General features: G+C 69.1%; 14 protein-coding genes. 4 read left to right on the plus strand and 10 right to left on the minus strand.

All coding sequences use genetic code 11. From position 1 onward, the window contains the following. The first annotated feature begins 28 nt into the window (after nt 1-28). The 3 genes from BM198_RS01145 to BM198_RS01155 all read left to right on the plus strand — a co-directional run bounded on the left by BM198_RS01145 (nt 29) and on the right by BM198_RS01155 (nt 2,985). The gene (locus BM198_RS01145; protein WP_074967160.1) at nt 29-607 is read left to right on the plus strand and encodes a lysophospholipid acyltransferase family protein; all 579 of its coding nucleotides are present in this window, start codon (nt 29-31) and stop codon (nt 605-607) included. Between the two features lie 81 nt (nt 608-688). Next, the gene (locus tag BM198_RS01150; RefSeq protein ID WP_074967162.1) at nt 689-1,030 is read left to right on the plus strand and encodes a multidrug transporter; all 342 of its coding nucleotides are present in this window, start codon (nt 689-691) and stop codon (nt 1,028-1,030) included. A gap of 116 nt (nt 1,031-1,146) precedes the next feature. Further along, nucleotides 1,147-2,985, plus strand: a complete 1,839-nt coding sequence (locus BM198_RS01155) for a Na/Pi cotransporter family protein (RefSeq protein ID WP_074967165.1) — start codon at nt 1,147-1,149, stop codon at nt 2,983-2,985. Here BM198_RS01155 and ggt read toward each other — a convergent pair. The 6 genes from ggt to BM198_RS01185 all read right to left on the minus strand — a co-directional run bounded on the left by ggt (nt 2,969) and on the right by BM198_RS01185 (nt 9,343). Beyond that, a complete protein-coding gene (gene ggt / locus BM198_RS01160) occupies nt 2,969-4,696 on the minus strand; it encodes a gamma-glutamyltransferase (protein ID WP_074967167.1) in 1,728 nt (575 codons plus the stop codon). The genes BM198_RS01155 and ggt overlap by 17 nt on opposite strands. 5 nt (nt 4,697-4,701) lie before the next feature. Further along, complete coding sequence (locus BM198_RS01165; protein WP_044403636.1) at nt 4,702-4,953, minus strand: YfhL family 4Fe-4S dicluster ferredoxin; 252 nt, start codon at nt 4,951-4,953, stop codon at nt 4,702-4,704. A 102-nt stretch (nt 4,954-5,055) separates the two neighbouring features. Beyond that, complete coding sequence (gene coaD / locus BM198_RS01170; RefSeq protein ID WP_044403635.1) at nt 5,056-5,535, minus strand: pantetheine-phosphate adenylyltransferase; 480 nt, start codon at nt 5,533-5,535, stop codon at nt 5,056-5,058. A gap of 132 nt (nt 5,536-5,667) precedes the next feature. After that, entirely contained in the window at nt 5,668-7,263 is a 1,596-nt protein-coding gene (locus tag BM198_RS01175; protein WP_044403634.1) for a GMC family oxidoreductase, read from the minus strand. 70 nt (nt 7,264-7,333) lie between these two features. Further along, complete coding sequence (locus BM198_RS01180; protein WP_074967169.1) at nt 7,334-7,879, minus strand: twin-arginine translocation pathway signal protein; 546 nt, start codon at nt 7,877-7,879, stop codon at nt 7,334-7,336. Nucleotides 7,880-7,912: 33 nt separating this feature from the next. After that, nucleotides 7,913-9,343, minus strand: coding sequence for a coniferyl aldehyde dehydrogenase (locus BM198_RS01185; RefSeq protein ID WP_074967171.1), 1,431 nt, complete (start codon nt 9,341-9,343; stop codon nt 7,913-7,915). A gap of 201 nt (nt 9,344-9,544) precedes the next feature. Here BM198_RS01185 and BM198_RS01190 point away from each other — a divergent pair, with 201 nt between their 5' ends. Continuing rightward, nucleotides 9,545-10,216 carry a TetR/AcrR family transcriptional regulator gene (locus BM198_RS01190; RefSeq protein WP_044403631.1) on the plus strand — a complete coding sequence of 224 codons (672 nt, stop codon included), beginning with the start codon at nt 9,545-9,547 and terminating at the stop codon, nt 10,214-10,216. 21 nt (nt 10,217-10,237) lie between these two features. Here BM198_RS01190 and BM198_RS01195 read toward each other — a convergent pair whose 3' ends face one another. Genes BM198_RS01195 through BM198_RS01210 form a run of 4 tightly spaced genes read right to left on the minus strand, consistent with a single transcriptional unit; the run spans nt 10,238 to nt 14,643 of the window. Then, nucleotides 10,238-11,221 carry a hydrolase gene (locus BM198_RS01195; protein ID WP_074967173.1) on the minus strand — a complete coding sequence of 328 codons (984 nt, stop codon included), beginning with the start codon at nt 11,219-11,221 and terminating at the stop codon, nt 10,238-10,240. Next, the gene (gene rsmD, locus BM198_RS01200) at nt 11,218-11,814 is read right to left on the minus strand and encodes a 16S rRNA (guanine(966)-N(2))-methyltransferase RsmD (protein WP_074967175.1); all 597 of its coding nucleotides are present in this window, start codon (nt 11,812-11,814) and stop codon (nt 11,218-11,220) included. The genes BM198_RS01195 and rsmD overlap by 4 nt, the downstream gene beginning before the upstream one ends. Beyond that, nucleotides 11,814-13,295 carry a M16 family metallopeptidase gene (locus BM198_RS01205; protein WP_074967177.1) on the minus strand — a complete coding sequence of 494 codons (1,482 nt, stop codon included), beginning with the start codon at nt 13,293-13,295 and terminating at the stop codon, nt 11,814-11,816. The genes rsmD and BM198_RS01205 overlap by 1 nt, the downstream gene beginning before the upstream one ends. Further along, complete coding sequence (locus tag BM198_RS01210; RefSeq protein WP_074967178.1) at nt 13,288-14,643, minus strand: M16 family metallopeptidase; 1,356 nt, start codon at nt 14,641-14,643, stop codon at nt 13,288-13,290. The genes BM198_RS01205 and BM198_RS01210 overlap by 8 nt, the downstream gene beginning before the upstream one ends. Between the last annotated feature and the right edge of the window lie 32 nt (nt 14,644-14,675).

The raw sequence follows: 14,675 nt of genomic DNA on the forward strand, positions 1-14,675 counted from the left end.
TGCCGAGAACAAGAACAAGAGGTGAACGATGTCCGGCAACTACCTGCCCCGCAATGCGTTTGCGGAGGCACTCGGCCATGCCGTCTTCCGGCTCATGGGTTGGCGTATCGAGGGACAGCTGCCGCCCCTCGACAAGTTCGTGGTGATCGGCGCCCACCACACCTCCAACTGGGATTTCGTGCTGTTCATCGCTGCCAAGTTCATCCTGCGGTTAAACGCCCGCTGGTTCGGCAAGCACAGCATCTTCCGCTGGCCCTTCGGCGCCCTGATGCGCTACTGGGGCGGTATTCCCATTCGCCGGCACCTGAAGCTCAACACCGTGGAGCAGGCCATCGAGGCCTTCGCCGAACACCGCCAGTTCATCCTGGTGCTGTCGCCGGAGGGCACGCGGCGCAAGGTGGAACGCTGGAAGAGCGGCTTCTACCACATCGCCTGCGGGGCCGGCGTGCCCATCGTGCCGGCGGCGCTGGACTTCCAGCACCGGCGCATCGTCATCGGTGCGCCGTTCCAGCCCACCGGGAACGAGGAGGCCGATCTGCGCCAGTTGCTGGCCTTCTACCGCCCCTATGTACCGAAGAATCCCGACTACGCTTTTAACGGCGATTGATGGCCGTCACGCTGACAAGGCAAACGGCGCTGTTATAGTTAGCCGCACGATTACTCCTACAAATAGCCGAAGGATTGCATCATGAACCTGTTTCGCACTTCCGCTGCCGTCCTGGCGCTGACCACCGGCCTCATGGCGCTCCCGGCGCAGGCCGAGACGGTGCAGCAGCAGAATGCCAGCGGCGACCCTACCTACACCGTCGAAGCGCCCCCCGCCTTCGCCATGGCCGGCGACCTGCTGATCGCCCGTCCGCTGCTGATCGGTGCCACCGTGATCGGTGCCGGCCTGTTCGTGGTCAGCCTGCCGTTCAGCGCCCTGGGCGGTAACGTCGGCGCCGCCGGCAAGGCCCTGGTGGTCGATCCGGGCAAGGAAGCCTTCGTGCGTTGCCTGGGCTGCACCAGCAGCGGCTACCAGAAGGACTGATCCGTTTCGGCTGCGGCCTGCCAGGCCGTTCACGGCCCCTTGCCCGGTAGCGGGCAAGGGGCCGTTTGCATTGGGGGCCGACACGGGACCGGCCCTGCCAGGGATGGAGGGAGTGGATGAAGGGGTTTCAACTGATCGCGCTGCTGGTGTTGGGAGCGGCCGGGCTGGCGGCGAGTTTCTGGTACAGCCCGGGCTGGTTGCAGCTGTGCGCGGGGCTGGCGCTGTTCCTGTTCGGCATGCAGTGCCTGGAGGACGGGCTGCGGCAACTGGCCGGCGGCAAGCTGGAGCAGGTGCTGGCTCGCAGCACCGCAACGCCCTTCAAGGGACTGATGTTCGGCGTGGGCGGCACGCTGTTGCTGCAGTCGAGCACCCTGGTGGCGCTGCTCACCATCGCCTTCATCAGCACCGGGCTGATCCAGCTGGCCGGCGGCATCGCCATCCTCTTCGGCGCCAACCTCGGCGCCACCAGCGGTATCTGGCTGCTGGCCTTGGCCGGGCAGAACCTCAGCCTCTCGCCGCTGGCCCTGCCGTTGCTGGTATTCGGTGTGCTGGCCGGCTTCATCGGCCCGCGCAGCAAGGCCGCCGGGCGCATCGTGCTGGGCATAGCCTTCGTCTTCCTCGGCATCGACCAGATCAAGGACGGCTTCTCCACCTTCGGTGACGGCTTCGACATGACCGGGCTGCGGGTCGATGGCGTGCTCGGCAGCCTGCTGTTCATGGCGGTGGGGATGCTGGTGACCGTGGTGCTGCAGTCCAGCCACGCGGCCCTGATGCTGACCCTCGCGGCCCTGGCCGGCGGGCAGCTGGAGTTGGGCCAGAGCCTGGCGATCGCCATCGGCTCCAATGTTGGCAGCAGCGTCACCACGGCCTTCGTCGGCTCCCTCGGGGGCAACCGCAGCGGCCAGCGGCTGGCCCTGGCCCACGTGCTGTTCAACGTGGTGACGGCGGTGGTGGCCTTCACCCTGCTCACGCCCCTGACCTGGCTGGTACGGGCGCTGGCCGAGCCGGTGGGGCTGGAAGGCAACGCACTGATCCAGCTGGCGATGTTCCACACCCTGTTCAACGCCCTGGGCGTGGCCCTGTTCTGGCCCTGGCAGCAGCGCCTGGCCGGGTTGCTGGTGCGCTGGCTGCCGGAACGCGAGGAACCCCAGGTGCTGATCACCGAGCTGGTGGCCGGTCCGGTGGAGCCGGAGCGGACCACGGCCCGCTACCTGAGCGCCCGGGCGCTGGACTCCTCCGAGGCGGCCTGCAGCGCGGTGCTGCAGGAGCTGCGGCACCTGGGGCGGCTGAGCCTTGAGGTGATCTGCCACGCGCTCTACCTGCCGGTGGACCAGCTCAACCGCTCGCGCCCGGACGAGGCTGCCCTGCAGATCATCCCCGAGCGTCTGCATCTGGATGCCGAGGCGCTCTACCAGCGCCATGTGAAGGGCGTCTACGGCGACCTGCTGAGTTTCATGGGGCGCCTGGAAGTGCAGCTGGACGAACCCCACCAGCGCCTCTGGCTGAGCTGCCAGGTGGCGGCCCTGCAGCTGGTGGACGCAGTCAAGGACGCCAAGCACCTGCAGAAGAACCTCGGCCGCTACCTCGGCGAAGGCCCCTCATCGGTGCGCGATGCCTACCTGGACCTGCGCCGCCACCTGCTGGGCGCCTTGCAGAAGGTGCGTGAGCTGGGGCGTTCGGAGCTGCCCGAGGAGGTCTGGAACCAGCACCTAGAGTGGCTGGACGAGCAGGCGGCGGCCTTCGACGGCGCCTTCCGCGAACACCTGTTCGCGGCGGTGCGGGCGGGGCAGCTGGACGGCTTGCAGACCAGCTCGCTGATGAACGACCTGGGCTATGCCAGCCGCATCATCCAGAGCCTGCGCAACGTCCTGATGATCGGCCAGGGACAGGGGCTGTTCAGCGTGATGCGCACCCTCGAGGACGAGGGCGAAGGGAGCCTCATCGAGCTCCGCTGACCGCCTCGGGCGTCCGGGGTGCCAGGGTTTCCGCCAGGCCCACGCCCCGGGGGTCGCTGGCCACCTCGATCTGCCCGCCGCGCTTGTCCCAGAGCAGCACCTGCTGGTTGCCGTAGCGGCGGTCCACCTGCTTGAGGCTGTAGCCACGGGCCTGCAGCTCGGCCTTCTCGGCGGCGCTGAAGGTGTCCGGCTCGTGCTCGACCACGTCCGGCAGGTACTGGTGGTGGTAGCGCGGCACCGCTGCCCAGCGGCTCACCGGCTGGTCGTCGAGGTATTCGAGGATCGACAGCAGCACCATGCTGGGGATGCGGCTGCCGCCCGGGGTGCCGAAGGCGGTGAACTGTGCGTCGCTCTCGATGAAGGTGGGGCTCATGCTCGACAGCGGGCGCTTGCCGGCGGCCACGGCGTTGGCCTGGCTGCCGGCCAGGCCGTAGGCGTTGGCGCCGTTGGGATCGGCGGCGAAGTCGTCCATCTCGTTGTTGAGCAGCACACCGGTGCCGGGCGGCACGAAGGCGGCGCCGAAGGGCAGGTTCACCGAGAGGGTGGCGGCAACCGCGTTGCCGTCCTGGTCGATGACCACGAAGTGGGTGGTGTGGTCGCCCTCGCGCCAGGCGGGCGCGGGCGGCAGGCTGGCGCTGGGGGTGGCCCGGCGTGGGTCGATGCCGGCGGCGAGCTGCTTCAGGTAGGCCGGTGCGAGCAGGTTGTCCAGCGGGTTGCGGACGAAGTCCGGGTCGCCCAGCAGGCCCCGGTCACGGTAGGCGCGGCGCAGCGCCTCGACCACGTAATGGGTGCGTTGCAGGCGGTCACCATCGCGCCAGGGCAGTTGCTGCAGCATCGCCAGGCTCTGGGCCAGGGCCACGCCACCGGCGGAGGGTGGCGGTGCGCCGATCAGTTCGCGGCCGTCGGCCAGGGGGTAGCGCAGCGGCTGGCGCTCCACCACGCGGTAGCTGTCCAGGTCCTTCAGGGTCCAGATGCCGCCGGCCTTGCGCACGCCGGCCACCAGCTTCTCGGCGGTCTCGCCTGCGTAGAAACCGGCCTTGCCGTAGCGCGCCAGGCGCTCCAGGGTCCGCGCCAGCTCCGGCTGGCGCAGCAGGCTGAATTCTTCGGGCACCTGGCCCTTGGCGTCGAGGAAGATGCGCGCGGTCTCGGGGTCGTCGCGCATGGCGGCAGCCCGGAAACCGGCACGTTCGATGTACACCCGGTCCACCGAGATGCCGTCCTTTGCCAGGCGGATCGCCGGGGCCAGGCTGTCGGCCAGGGGCAGGCGGCCGTGGTGGCCGGCCAGGTCCGCCAGGGCGGCGGGCAGGCCGGGAATGGCGGCGGCCAGCGGCCCGTTGATGGACAGCTGCGGCTGCACCTTGCCGTCGCGCACGTAGAGGTCGGGGCGGGCAGCCAGGGGCGCGCGCTCGCGGGCGTCGAGGAACAGGTATTCGGGCTTGGCGCCACCCTTGCGCAGCAGGAAGAACCCGCCGCCGCCGAGGCCCGAGCCATGGGGCTCGGTGACCGCCAGGGCGGCGCTGATGGCGACGGCGGCGTCGAAGGCATTGCCGCCCAGGGCCAGGGTTTCCAGGCCGGCGACGGTGGCGGCGGGCTGGGCGCTGGCAACGGCGGCGCGTTGCGGGGTGGCGGCCTGGAGGGCGGTGCTGGCCAGCAGGGCCAGGGCCGCGATCAGCCCCCGCTGCCAGGGTCTGCCGAGCACCGGGCTGCCCATGCCGGTCAGGCCTTGCCGGTGAGCTTGAGGTACTTGGCCATCAGCTCGTCGCGGCTTTCGACGTTGGCGTCGTCGAGGGGAATGCAGTCCACCGGGCAGACCTGCTGGCACTGCGGTTCGTCGTAGTGGCCGACGCACTCGGTGCAGAGGTTGGGGTCGATGACGTAGATCTCTTCACCCTGGGAGATGGCGCCGTTGGGGCACTCGGGTTCGCAGACGTCGCAGTTGATGCAATCGTCGGTGATCTTGAGGGACATGGAACAACTCCAGCCGTCCAAACACGGCGGTCTATCGGAACAGGAGCGGAATTGTGCCGGAATGCGGGGGCCGGCGCACCACCTGTGCGCGCCGGCCGGCGGTCAGCGCTTGAAGCGCTCGGCGAGGGCGTCGGCCACGGCGGGGTGGACGAACTTACTGATGTCGCCGCCCAGGGCCGCGATCTCGCGCACCAGGGTGGAGGAGATGAAGGAGTACTTCTCGGACGGGGTGAGGAACATGCTTTCCACGTCCGGGGCGAGCTGGCGGTTCATGTTGGCCAGCTGGAATTCGTACTCGAAGTCGGAGACGGCGCGCAGCCCACGGAGGAACACGTTGGCGTTCTGTTCCTTGACGAAGTGCGCCAGCAGGGTGGAGAAGCCCACCACTTCGACGTTGGGCAGGTGCTTGGTGACTTCCTTGGCCAGCCCGACGCGCTGTTCCAGGGAGAACAGGGGGTTCTTCTTGGGGCTGGCGGCGACCGCGATGATCACGGTGTCGAACAGGCGGGAGGCACGCTCGATCAGATCGGCATGGCCCTTGGTAATCGGGTCGAAGGTGCCCGGATACAGCACTCGGTTCATCGCTACGTCCTGGGGTGGGTCCGTAAGGGAGTCGGATGGTAGCGCAGGCCGCACCCTGCGGCAAAGACGCACAGGTGCGGTTCACGCGGTCCGTCGGATGCCGGGCCCGCCGGGCGCGGGCCCGGGGGGGCGTCAGGCCTTGCCCAGGCGCTTGGCCAGCTCGGTGGAGAGCTGGGCGGTGAGGCCGTAGACCGACAACTGGGGGTTGGCGCCGATGCTGGTGGGGAACAGCGAACCGTCGTGGATCGACAGGTTTTCCAGCTGGTGGTGACGCCCGAGGCTGTCGGTGACAGCCTGCTTCGGGTCCTCGCCCATGGCGCAGCCGCCCATGACGTGGGCGCTGCCCAGGCGGGTGCGGTACAGCTCCAGGGACAGGCGGTCGATCAGTTCGCGGGCTTCGGCCGGGGTCTTCACGTAGTCGGCATCGGCGTGCAGCGGCAGCACGGCCTTGGCGCCGGCGGCGAACTGGATCTCGGCCATGGTGTGGAAGGCCCGGCGCAGGCCGTCCCAGGTGTAGTCGGTGAGCCGGTAGTCGAGCACCGGGCTGCCGTCGCCGCGCAGCTCCACGGTCCCTTCGGCGCTCTCCGGGTGGAAGCCGTCGCGCAGCAGCGCCAGCATCACGTTGGTGTGGGGCAGCTGCTCCATACGCAGGGCGTTGTCCTCGCCGAAGCGGCCGAGCAGGGTGGCGGTGAGCGCCGGTTGCAGCGGCGGCACTTCGAGTTTGTAGGACATGCGCCCGGTGGTGCCGTCGTCCCACTGGTAGTGGTCGGAATAGATGGATTGCGGCGCGCCGTAGAACGGGTTGATGACCTGGTCGAACTGCGCGGCGGAGAAGTTCACCAGGTGCAGGAAGGTGCGCTTGCCGGCGCGGCCATGGGGGTCGGGGGCGTCGGAGCGCAGCAGCAGGCCGGGTGTGTTGATGCCGCCGCCGGCCAGCACGTAGTGGCGGGCCTTGACGGTGATGGTGCGGCCGGTGGGGGCGACGCAGCGCTCGTCCATGGCCTGGCATTCGATGCCGGTGACCTTGTCGCCCTGGATCAGCAGGCGCTGGGCACGGGCGAGGTAGAGCAGCTCGCCGCCCTTGTCGAGGGTGGCGGGGATGGTGGTGACCAGCATCGACTGCTTGGCGTTGGTCGGGCACCCCATGCCGCAGTAGCCGAGGTTCCAGCAGCCGCGCACGTTACGCGGGATGACCTTCCAGTGCAGGCCGAGCTTCTCGCAGCCCTGGCGCAGCACGTCGTTGTTGGCGTTCGGCGGGATGGCCCAGGGCGCGACGCCCAGGCGCTGTTCCATCTTCTCGAACCAGGGGGCCATCTCGGCCGGGCTGTGCCCTTTGACGCCGTGCTCCTTGGCCCAGTGCTCCAGGGTCGGCTCGGGGGTGCGGAAGCTGGAGGTCCAGTTCACCAGGGTGGTACCGCCTACGGCGCGGCCTTGCATGATGGTGACGGCGCCGTCCTTGGACATGCGGCCGATGCCTTCCTGGTAGAGGGAGGGGTAGGCCTCGGCTTCCTGCATCTTGAAGTCGCTGCTGGTCTTCAGCGGACCTTCCTCGATGATCAGCACCTTGTAGCCGGCGGCGCTGAGGATCTCGGCGGTGGTGCCGCCACCGGCGCCGCTGCCGACGATGGCGACGTCGGCTTCCAGGGTCAGGTCCTGCTCCAGGCGGGAGCCATTGTGGGTTTTCCAGCCGCGGGCCAGGCCCTCGGCGAACAGATCAGGTACGGGCATCAGCTCAATCCTCGGTCGCGCCGGCCGACCTGGCGGTCGGGGCGCGGGGTTCTTGTTGTGGTAGCGGCGCTCAGACGGTCGGCGGACCGGGGTAGCCGCAGTGCGCCCAGGCTTCCTGCCGGCTGTACCAGGCCATCATCACCAGCTGCAGCAGGGAGGCGTGCCCCATCTTCAGCAGGCCGATGAAGCTGTTCTGCCAGCGCGAGAGGAAGGTGCGCACGTCGTCGGCGCTGGCGTTCTCCCAGCTGCCCCAGATGCCGGTGAGCGGGCCCCGGGTGATGGGCAGGGCGAGCACGTCGAACAGCTGCACGGTGAGCTTGAGCATCTCCGGGGAGAGGTGGGCCAGGGCGTTGTCCAGGCTCTGGATGGTGCCGGCGACGGCCTGGGGCATCTGCTCGGCGGCGACGGCGCCGGCGAGCATCACCGGGATCAGCGCCTTCAGGCAGGGCAGGTCGGAGTCCCGCAGCACGACCATGCCGTTGGCCGGCGTGGAGGCGGAGCAGCCGGTGAGGGTGGCGGTGACCCCGGCGGTGGCGAGGAATGCGCCGCCGACGAGGCCGACTTTCAGCAGGCCGCGCCGGGTAAGCCCCGGCGCTTGGAGGGTGGTGTCTGTCATTGTTGTTGTGACCCCATCAGGTCCCTTGCAGGGTTAGCGAACGAACAGCTTGTAGACCAGTTTCTGAATGGCTTTGCCGTAAGGCGGGTAGATCATCCGGGCGGCGTTGAAGCGTTGCTTGGCGAACACCGCCTTGGCCTTGCTGAAGGTGAGGAAACCCTCGTGGCCATGGTAGTGGCCCATGCCGGACGGGCCGATGCCGCCGAAGGGCATGTCGTCCTGGGCGACGTGCAGCAGGGTGTCGTTCAGGCAGACGCCGCCGGAGTGGGTCTGCTCCAGCACGTGCTGCTGCTCGCGCTTGTCGTAACCGAAGTAGTAGAGGGCCAGGGGGCGCGGACGCTGGTTGACGTAGGCGAGGGCGTCGTCGAGGCGGTCGTAGGGCACCACCGGCAGCAGCGGGCCGAAGATCTCGTCCTGCATCAGCTTCATGTCGTCGTTCACGTCCAGCACCAGGGTGTGGGCCAGGCGGCGGGCTTGGTCGCCGGGGAACAGCGGGATGAGCCGCGCGCCCTTGGCTTCGGCGTCCTGCAGGTAGCCTTTCAGGCGCTGCAGCTGGCGCTCGTTGATGATGGCGGTGTAGTCGGGGTTGTCCGCCAGCTTCGGGTAGAAGCGGTTGACCGCCTCGCGGTAGGCGTCGATGAAGCCCTGCACGCGCTCCCGCGGGACCAGCACGTAGTCGGGGGCGACGCAGGTCTGGCCGGCGTTCATGGTCTTGCCGAAGGCGATGCGTTCGGCGGCGTCCGCCAGGGGGACGCCGGCGGAAACGATGGCCGGCGACTTGCCGCCCAGCTCCAGGGTCACCGGGGTGAGGTTCTCGGCGGCGGCGCGCATCACGTGGCGGCCGATGCTGGTGGCACCGGTGAACAGCAGGTGGTCGAAGGGCAGCTTGGAGAAGGCGACGCCCACGTCGGCCTCGCCCAGCACCACGGCGACCTGGTCCTCGGGGAAGATGCGCGCCATCAGCTCCTTGAACAGCTGGGAGGTGGCCGGGGTGGATTCGCTCATCTTGATCATCACCCGGTTGCCGGCGGCCAGCGCCCCCACCAGCGGGCCGATTGCGAGGAACAGCGGGTAGTTCCACGGCACGATCACGCCGACCACGCCCAGGGGCTGGTAGACCACCTTGGCGGAGGCGGGCTGGAAGGCCAGGCCGACGGCGCGGCGGGAGGGCTTCATCCAGCGGCGGATGCGGCGGCGGGCGTAGTGGATGCCGTGCAGGCTGGGCATGATCTCGGCCAGCAGGGTCTCGTCCGCCGAGCGGTTGCTGAAATCCTGGCTGACGGCGCGGATCAGGGCGTCCTGCTCGTTGAAGATCAGGTCGCGCAGTGACTGCAGCCACTGCATGCGCTGCTCGGCGCTGGGCATCGGGTGGTTGCCATAGGCGGCACGTTGGCGGGCGAACAGTTCTTCCAGCTGGCTGATCTGCTGCTGGGTCTGCTGCAGGTAGGCGACATCGGCGACCATGGCGGCACCTCTTCGTTATTGTTAGACATGCCGATTTCTAGAGTAATTGCTCTAGAGTGTCAAATAGCATGACGCGGCCGGCCGACCCTTGCCTACCAAACGAAAAGTTGGGCTGCCCGCCCCCGGGGCGCCGATTCACGGCCTCTGGGTAGTTTTGTTACCCTCGGCCACCTTTTTGGCGCCTGTGAGACCGACCCGCCCATGGCCCCACGCATCAAGACCCGCGAACGCATCGTGCAGAGCAGCCTGGAGCTGTTCAACGCCCAGGGCGAGCGGACGGTCACCACCAACCACATCGCCGCGCACCTGGGGATGTCACCGGGCAACCTGTACTACCACTTCCGCAACAAGCAGATGATCATCGCGGAGCTGTTCGCCGAGTACGAGGCGCGGGTGGACACCTTCCTGCGCCTGCCCCAGGACCGGCCGCTGAACATGGACGACAAGACCTTCTACCTGGAGGCGCTGCTGGCGGCCATGTGGCACTACCGCTTCCTGCACCGCGACCTGGAGCACCTGCTGGAGTCCGATGACGAGCTGGCAGCGCGCTACCGGGTGTTCGCCCAGCGCTGCCTGGGGCATGCCCAGGCGATCTACCGGGGCTTCGTCGAGGTGGGGATCCTGCGCATGGATGCGGCGCAGATCGAGGCGCTGGCGCTGAACAGCTGGATCATCATGACCTCCTGGGTGCGCTTCCTGTGCACCACCCGCAGCGCCCCGGGCGACCTGGACCAGCGCCTGCTGATGCGCGGCATCTACCAGGTGCTGGCGCTGGAGGCTGGCTACGTCACCGAGGGCTGCCGGGAGGCCGTTGCGGCACTCCAGGCCCGGTTGTTCGTGCCGCTGGAGCAGGTGGTGCCGCCGCTGGGCTGACGTTGGCCAGGCGCAGGCCTGTCAGCGCGGCAGCGCGGCCAGCCAGGCGGGGATGCGCCGTTCCAGGTAGTAGTCGGGCTGGCGCGGCGAGCCGCCGATGAAGCCCACGTGACCCCCCTTGTCGTGCAGCTCCAGCCGGGTGCTGGCGGACAGCTCGTGGGCCTCCGGCACGCTGTGGCGGAACACGAAGGGGTCGTCCGCCGACTGGATCAGCAGCGTCGGCACGCGGATGGCACCGAGGAAAAAGCGGCTGGAGGCGCGCCGGTAGTAGTCGTCGGCATCGGCGTAGCCGTGCAGCGGCGCGGTGATGCGCCCGTCGAAGTCCCAGAAGGTGCGCAGGCCGTCCAGCGGGCCGAGTTGCTCCAGCACCGACAGGCGGTCGGCCATACCCTGGTGGGCGAACAGGCGCTGCTTGTCGCGCACGTAGGCGACCATCTCGCGCATGAAGTGCCGCTGGTAGACCCTGGAGAAACCCAGGCCGATGCGGTCGGCGCACTGGTCCAGGCGGAACGGCACCGACACCGCCACAGCGCCCTGCAGTGGGCATGCGTCGCTGGACTCCCCCAGGTACTTCAGCAGCACGTTGCCGCCCAGGGAGTAGCCCACCGCGTGGAGCGGCGCCAGGGGGCGGGTGCGGCGCAGGTGTTCCACGGTGGCGGCCAGGTCTTCGCTGGCGCCGGAGTGGTAGCCCCGGGGCAGCAGATTGGGCTCGCCGGAGCAGCCGCGCCAGTTGATCGCCACGCTGGCCCAGCCCTGCTCCGCCAGGCGCTGCTGCAGGCCGAGCACGTAGAGCGAGCTGGACGAGCCGGTCAGCCCGTGGAGCACCAGCACCAGTGGGGCATGGGCGTCATGGGGGCCGTACCAGTCCAGGTCGATGAAGTCGCCGTCCTCCAGCCACAGGCGCTCGCGCTGGCGTTCCAGCCGGGGCGGGTTGCGAAAGAAGGGCGACCACAGCGTCTGCAGGTGCGGGCCGGGCAGCCACCAGGCGGGGCGGAAGTCGTTCACGCGGTGCGGTGCCAGAGGGCGTAGTGGACGTTGCCGGTCTTCTTCTCCCGGTGCAGCCGCCAGTTGCCGGGCAGGCCGAGGGAGGAAGGTGCGGCTTCGCTTTCGGTGTAGACCCAGGCGTCGTTGGCCAGCCAGCCACGCTCCTCCAGCAACGTGCACACCGGTTGCAGCAGGCCGAGATTGAACGGCGGGTCGAGGAACACCAGGTCGTAGGGCGTCGCGGCCTGGTTGGCCAGGTAGCGCAGGGCGTCGGCCTGCAGCAGTTGGCCGGTGCCGCAGCGCAGGGTGTCCAGGGTGCCGCGCAGGGCGGCCACCGAGTCGGGGTTGAGGTCCAGCGCCAGGGCTTCGCGGGCGCCACGAGAGAGTGCCTCCAGGTAGAGCGCGCCGCTGCCGGTGAAGGGGTCCAGCACCCGCGCGCCCTCTATATAGGGGGCGAGCCAGTTGAACAGCGTTTCGCGGACGCGGTCAGGCGTCGGGCGCAGGCCGGGACCGTCGGGGAAGGCGAAGCGGCGCGAACGCCACTCGCCGCCGATGATGCGCAGCTGGCCCTGGCCGCCATGGGCCGAGGGCTTCTTCGGGGTACGTGTGGCCATCAGTGCTCCGGGATGCCAAAGCTGGGTTTGAAGCGCTTCTCGGTCGGTGCCGGCAGTTCCTTCTGGGGAACCGTGGGGCCGGCGGTGACGATGATGAAGCGGTCCGGGTCGAGGTGGCGGGCCATGGCCGCTTTCACCTGGTCGACGCTGAGGCCTTGGACCTGCTTCATGAAGTCCTCCAGGTAGGTCAGTGGCAGGCCGTAGAAGCCGATGGCGCCCAGTTGGCCGACGATGTCGGCGTTGCTGGCGGTGGACAGCGGGAAGCTGCCGGCCAGTTCGCGCTTGGCGTCGTCCAGTTCCTTCTGGGTCGGGCCCTGGGCCAGGTAGTCGCGGACGATGTCCTTGACCAGCTTGAGGGTGCCGTCGCTGAGTTCGGCGCGGGTCTGCAGGCCGATCATGAACGGGCCCTGCACCTGCATGGCGGTGAAGCCGGAGCTGACGCCGTAGGTGAGGCCGCGCTTCTCCCGCACTTCCTCCATCAGGCGGGTGCCGAAGCCACCGCCACCGAGGATCTGGTTGCCCAGGTAGAGCGCGGCGTAGTCCGGTTCGGCGCGGTCGATGCCGAGCTGGGCCAGCAGCAGGTGGGTCTGCGCCGAGGGGAACTCGATGTGGGTGGTGCCGGGCTCCGGCGCCTTGGGCGCCTCGGTCCTGGCCAGGCGCGGGCCCTTGGGCAGCGCCTGGGAAACGCGGTTGGCGATGGCCTCGGCTTCCTCGCGGGAGAGGTCGCCGACCAGGGCGATCACCACGTTGCCGGCGGCGTAGCCCTTCTGGTGGAAGGCCTTGAGCTGGGCGACGGTGATGCCCGGCACGCTCTTCGCGTCGCCTTCGCTGGGGTGGGCGTAGGGGTGCTGGCCGTAGAGCTTCTCGAACAGGGCGAGGCCGGCGAGCTTGCCGGGGTTCTGCTTCTGGTACTCGAAGCCGGCGAGCATCTGGTTCTTGATGCGGGCCAGGGAGTCCTCGGGGAAGGTCGGCGCGCCCACCACCTGGGTGAACAGCTCCAGGGCCGGCTCGCGCTGGGCCGGGTCGGTGAGGCTGCGCAGGCCGGCGATGGCCATGTCGCGGTAGGCACCGTTGCTGAAGTCCGCGCCCAGGCCTTCGAAGCCCTGGGCGATGGCGGTGACGTCCTTGCCCTTCACGCCTTCGTTGAGCATGGCGTTGGTCAGGGTGGCCAGGCCGGGGGTGTCACCGTCCTGGCTGCTGCCGGCGGCGAAGGTCAGGCGCAGGTCGAACATCGGCAGCTCGGGGGCGGCGACGAACAGCACCCGGGCGCCTTCGGCGGTTTCCCACTGCTGGATGTCCAGCTTGCGGCTGGCCGGGGCCTTGCCATCGAGTTCGGCGATGGAGGCCAGCTTGGGGGCGTCGCTCGCCTCGGTGGCGGCCACGGCCTCCCCGGGGCGGTTGACGATCAGGACGAGCACGCCCAGCAGGGCGATCAGGGCCAGGCCGAGCAGGCCGTAACGCAGGCCGTTGCGCTCACTCATGGCGGGGTTCCTCGGGCAGTACGTGGGCGACGCTGAGGCGGTCGCGGGTGAAGAAGGTGCGGGCAGCGGCCTGGATATCCGCCGGGGTGACGGCTTCCAGGGCAGCGAGATCCTGCTCCATCAGGCGCCAGGACAGGCCGACGGTCTCCAACTGGCCGATGGTGGAGGCCTGGCTGGTGATGGAGTCGCGCTCGTAGACCAGGCCGGCGATCACCTGGGCGCGCACGCGCTGGAGCTCGTCCTCGCTGGGCGGCGTCTGCTTGAGGGCCTCCAGCTCGCGCCAGAGGCCGGCTTCGGCCTGCTCCAGGGTCTTGCCCTTCTGGGCGTTGGGGGTGGCGCTGAGGGTGAACAGGCTGTCGCCCCGGCTGTAGCCGTCGTAGCTGGCGGATGCGCCGCTCACCAGTTCTTCGCCGCGCTCCAGGTGGCTGGGCAGGCGCGCGCTGTAGCCGCCGTCGAGCAGGGCCGAGGCCAGGCGCAGGGCATGTACCTGGCGGGCGTCCTTGGCGGTGGCGAGGCTGGGCACGTTGAAGGCCATCAGCAGGCTGGGCAGCTGGGTCTTCACGTGCACGACGAGGCGTCGCTCGCCGGGCGCGGGTAGCTCCAGGGGTTGCTTCGCCGGCGGCACCGGGCGCGCGGGGATGGCGCCGAACCAGCGCTGGGCCAGGGCCTTGACCTCGTCACCGGTGACGTCGCCAACCACCACCAGGGTGGCGTTGTTCGGCACGTACCAGGCCTCATACCAATGGCGCAGCTCCTCGACCTTCATGCGTTCGAGGTCGGCCATCCAGCCGATGGTGGGGGTGTGGTAGCCGCTGGCCGGGTAGGCCATGGCCTTGAAGCGTTCGAAGGCCTTGGCGCCGGGGCGGTCGTCGGTGCGCAGGCGACGCTCTTCCTTGATCACCTCGATCTCGCGCTGGAACTCCTCGGGCGGCAGGCGGAGGCTGGCCATGCGGTCGGCCTCCAGCTCGAAGGCCACGCCGAGGCGGTCCTTGGCCAGCACCTGGTAGTAGGCGGTGTAGTCGTCGCTGGTGAAGGCGTTCTCCTCCGCGCCGAGGTCGCGCAGGACGAGGGACGCCTCGCCGGGGCCGAGCTTGCTGCTGCCCTTGAACATCATGTGTTCGAGGGCGTGGGAGAGGCCGGTCTGGCCGGGCGTTTCGTAGCTGGAGCCGACCTTGTACCAAAGTTGTGAAACCACCACGGGGGCCCTGTGGTCTTCTCTGACGATGACTTTCAGGCCGTTTTCGAGGGTGTATTCATGGGTGGGTTGGGTCTCGGCGGCGAAGGCCGCTATGGGCAGCAACAGGCTGCCGAGCAGCAGGCCGGTGGCCTGGCGGGTGATCGCTTTCATCAATACTGGGGACCTGTCCGACGGGCCCGCGG

Source organism: Metapseudomonas otitidis, assembly GCF_900111835.1.
GTDB classification, from domain to species: domain Bacteria; phylum Pseudomonadota; class Gammaproteobacteria; order Pseudomonadales; family Pseudomonadaceae; genus Metapseudomonas; species Metapseudomonas otitidis.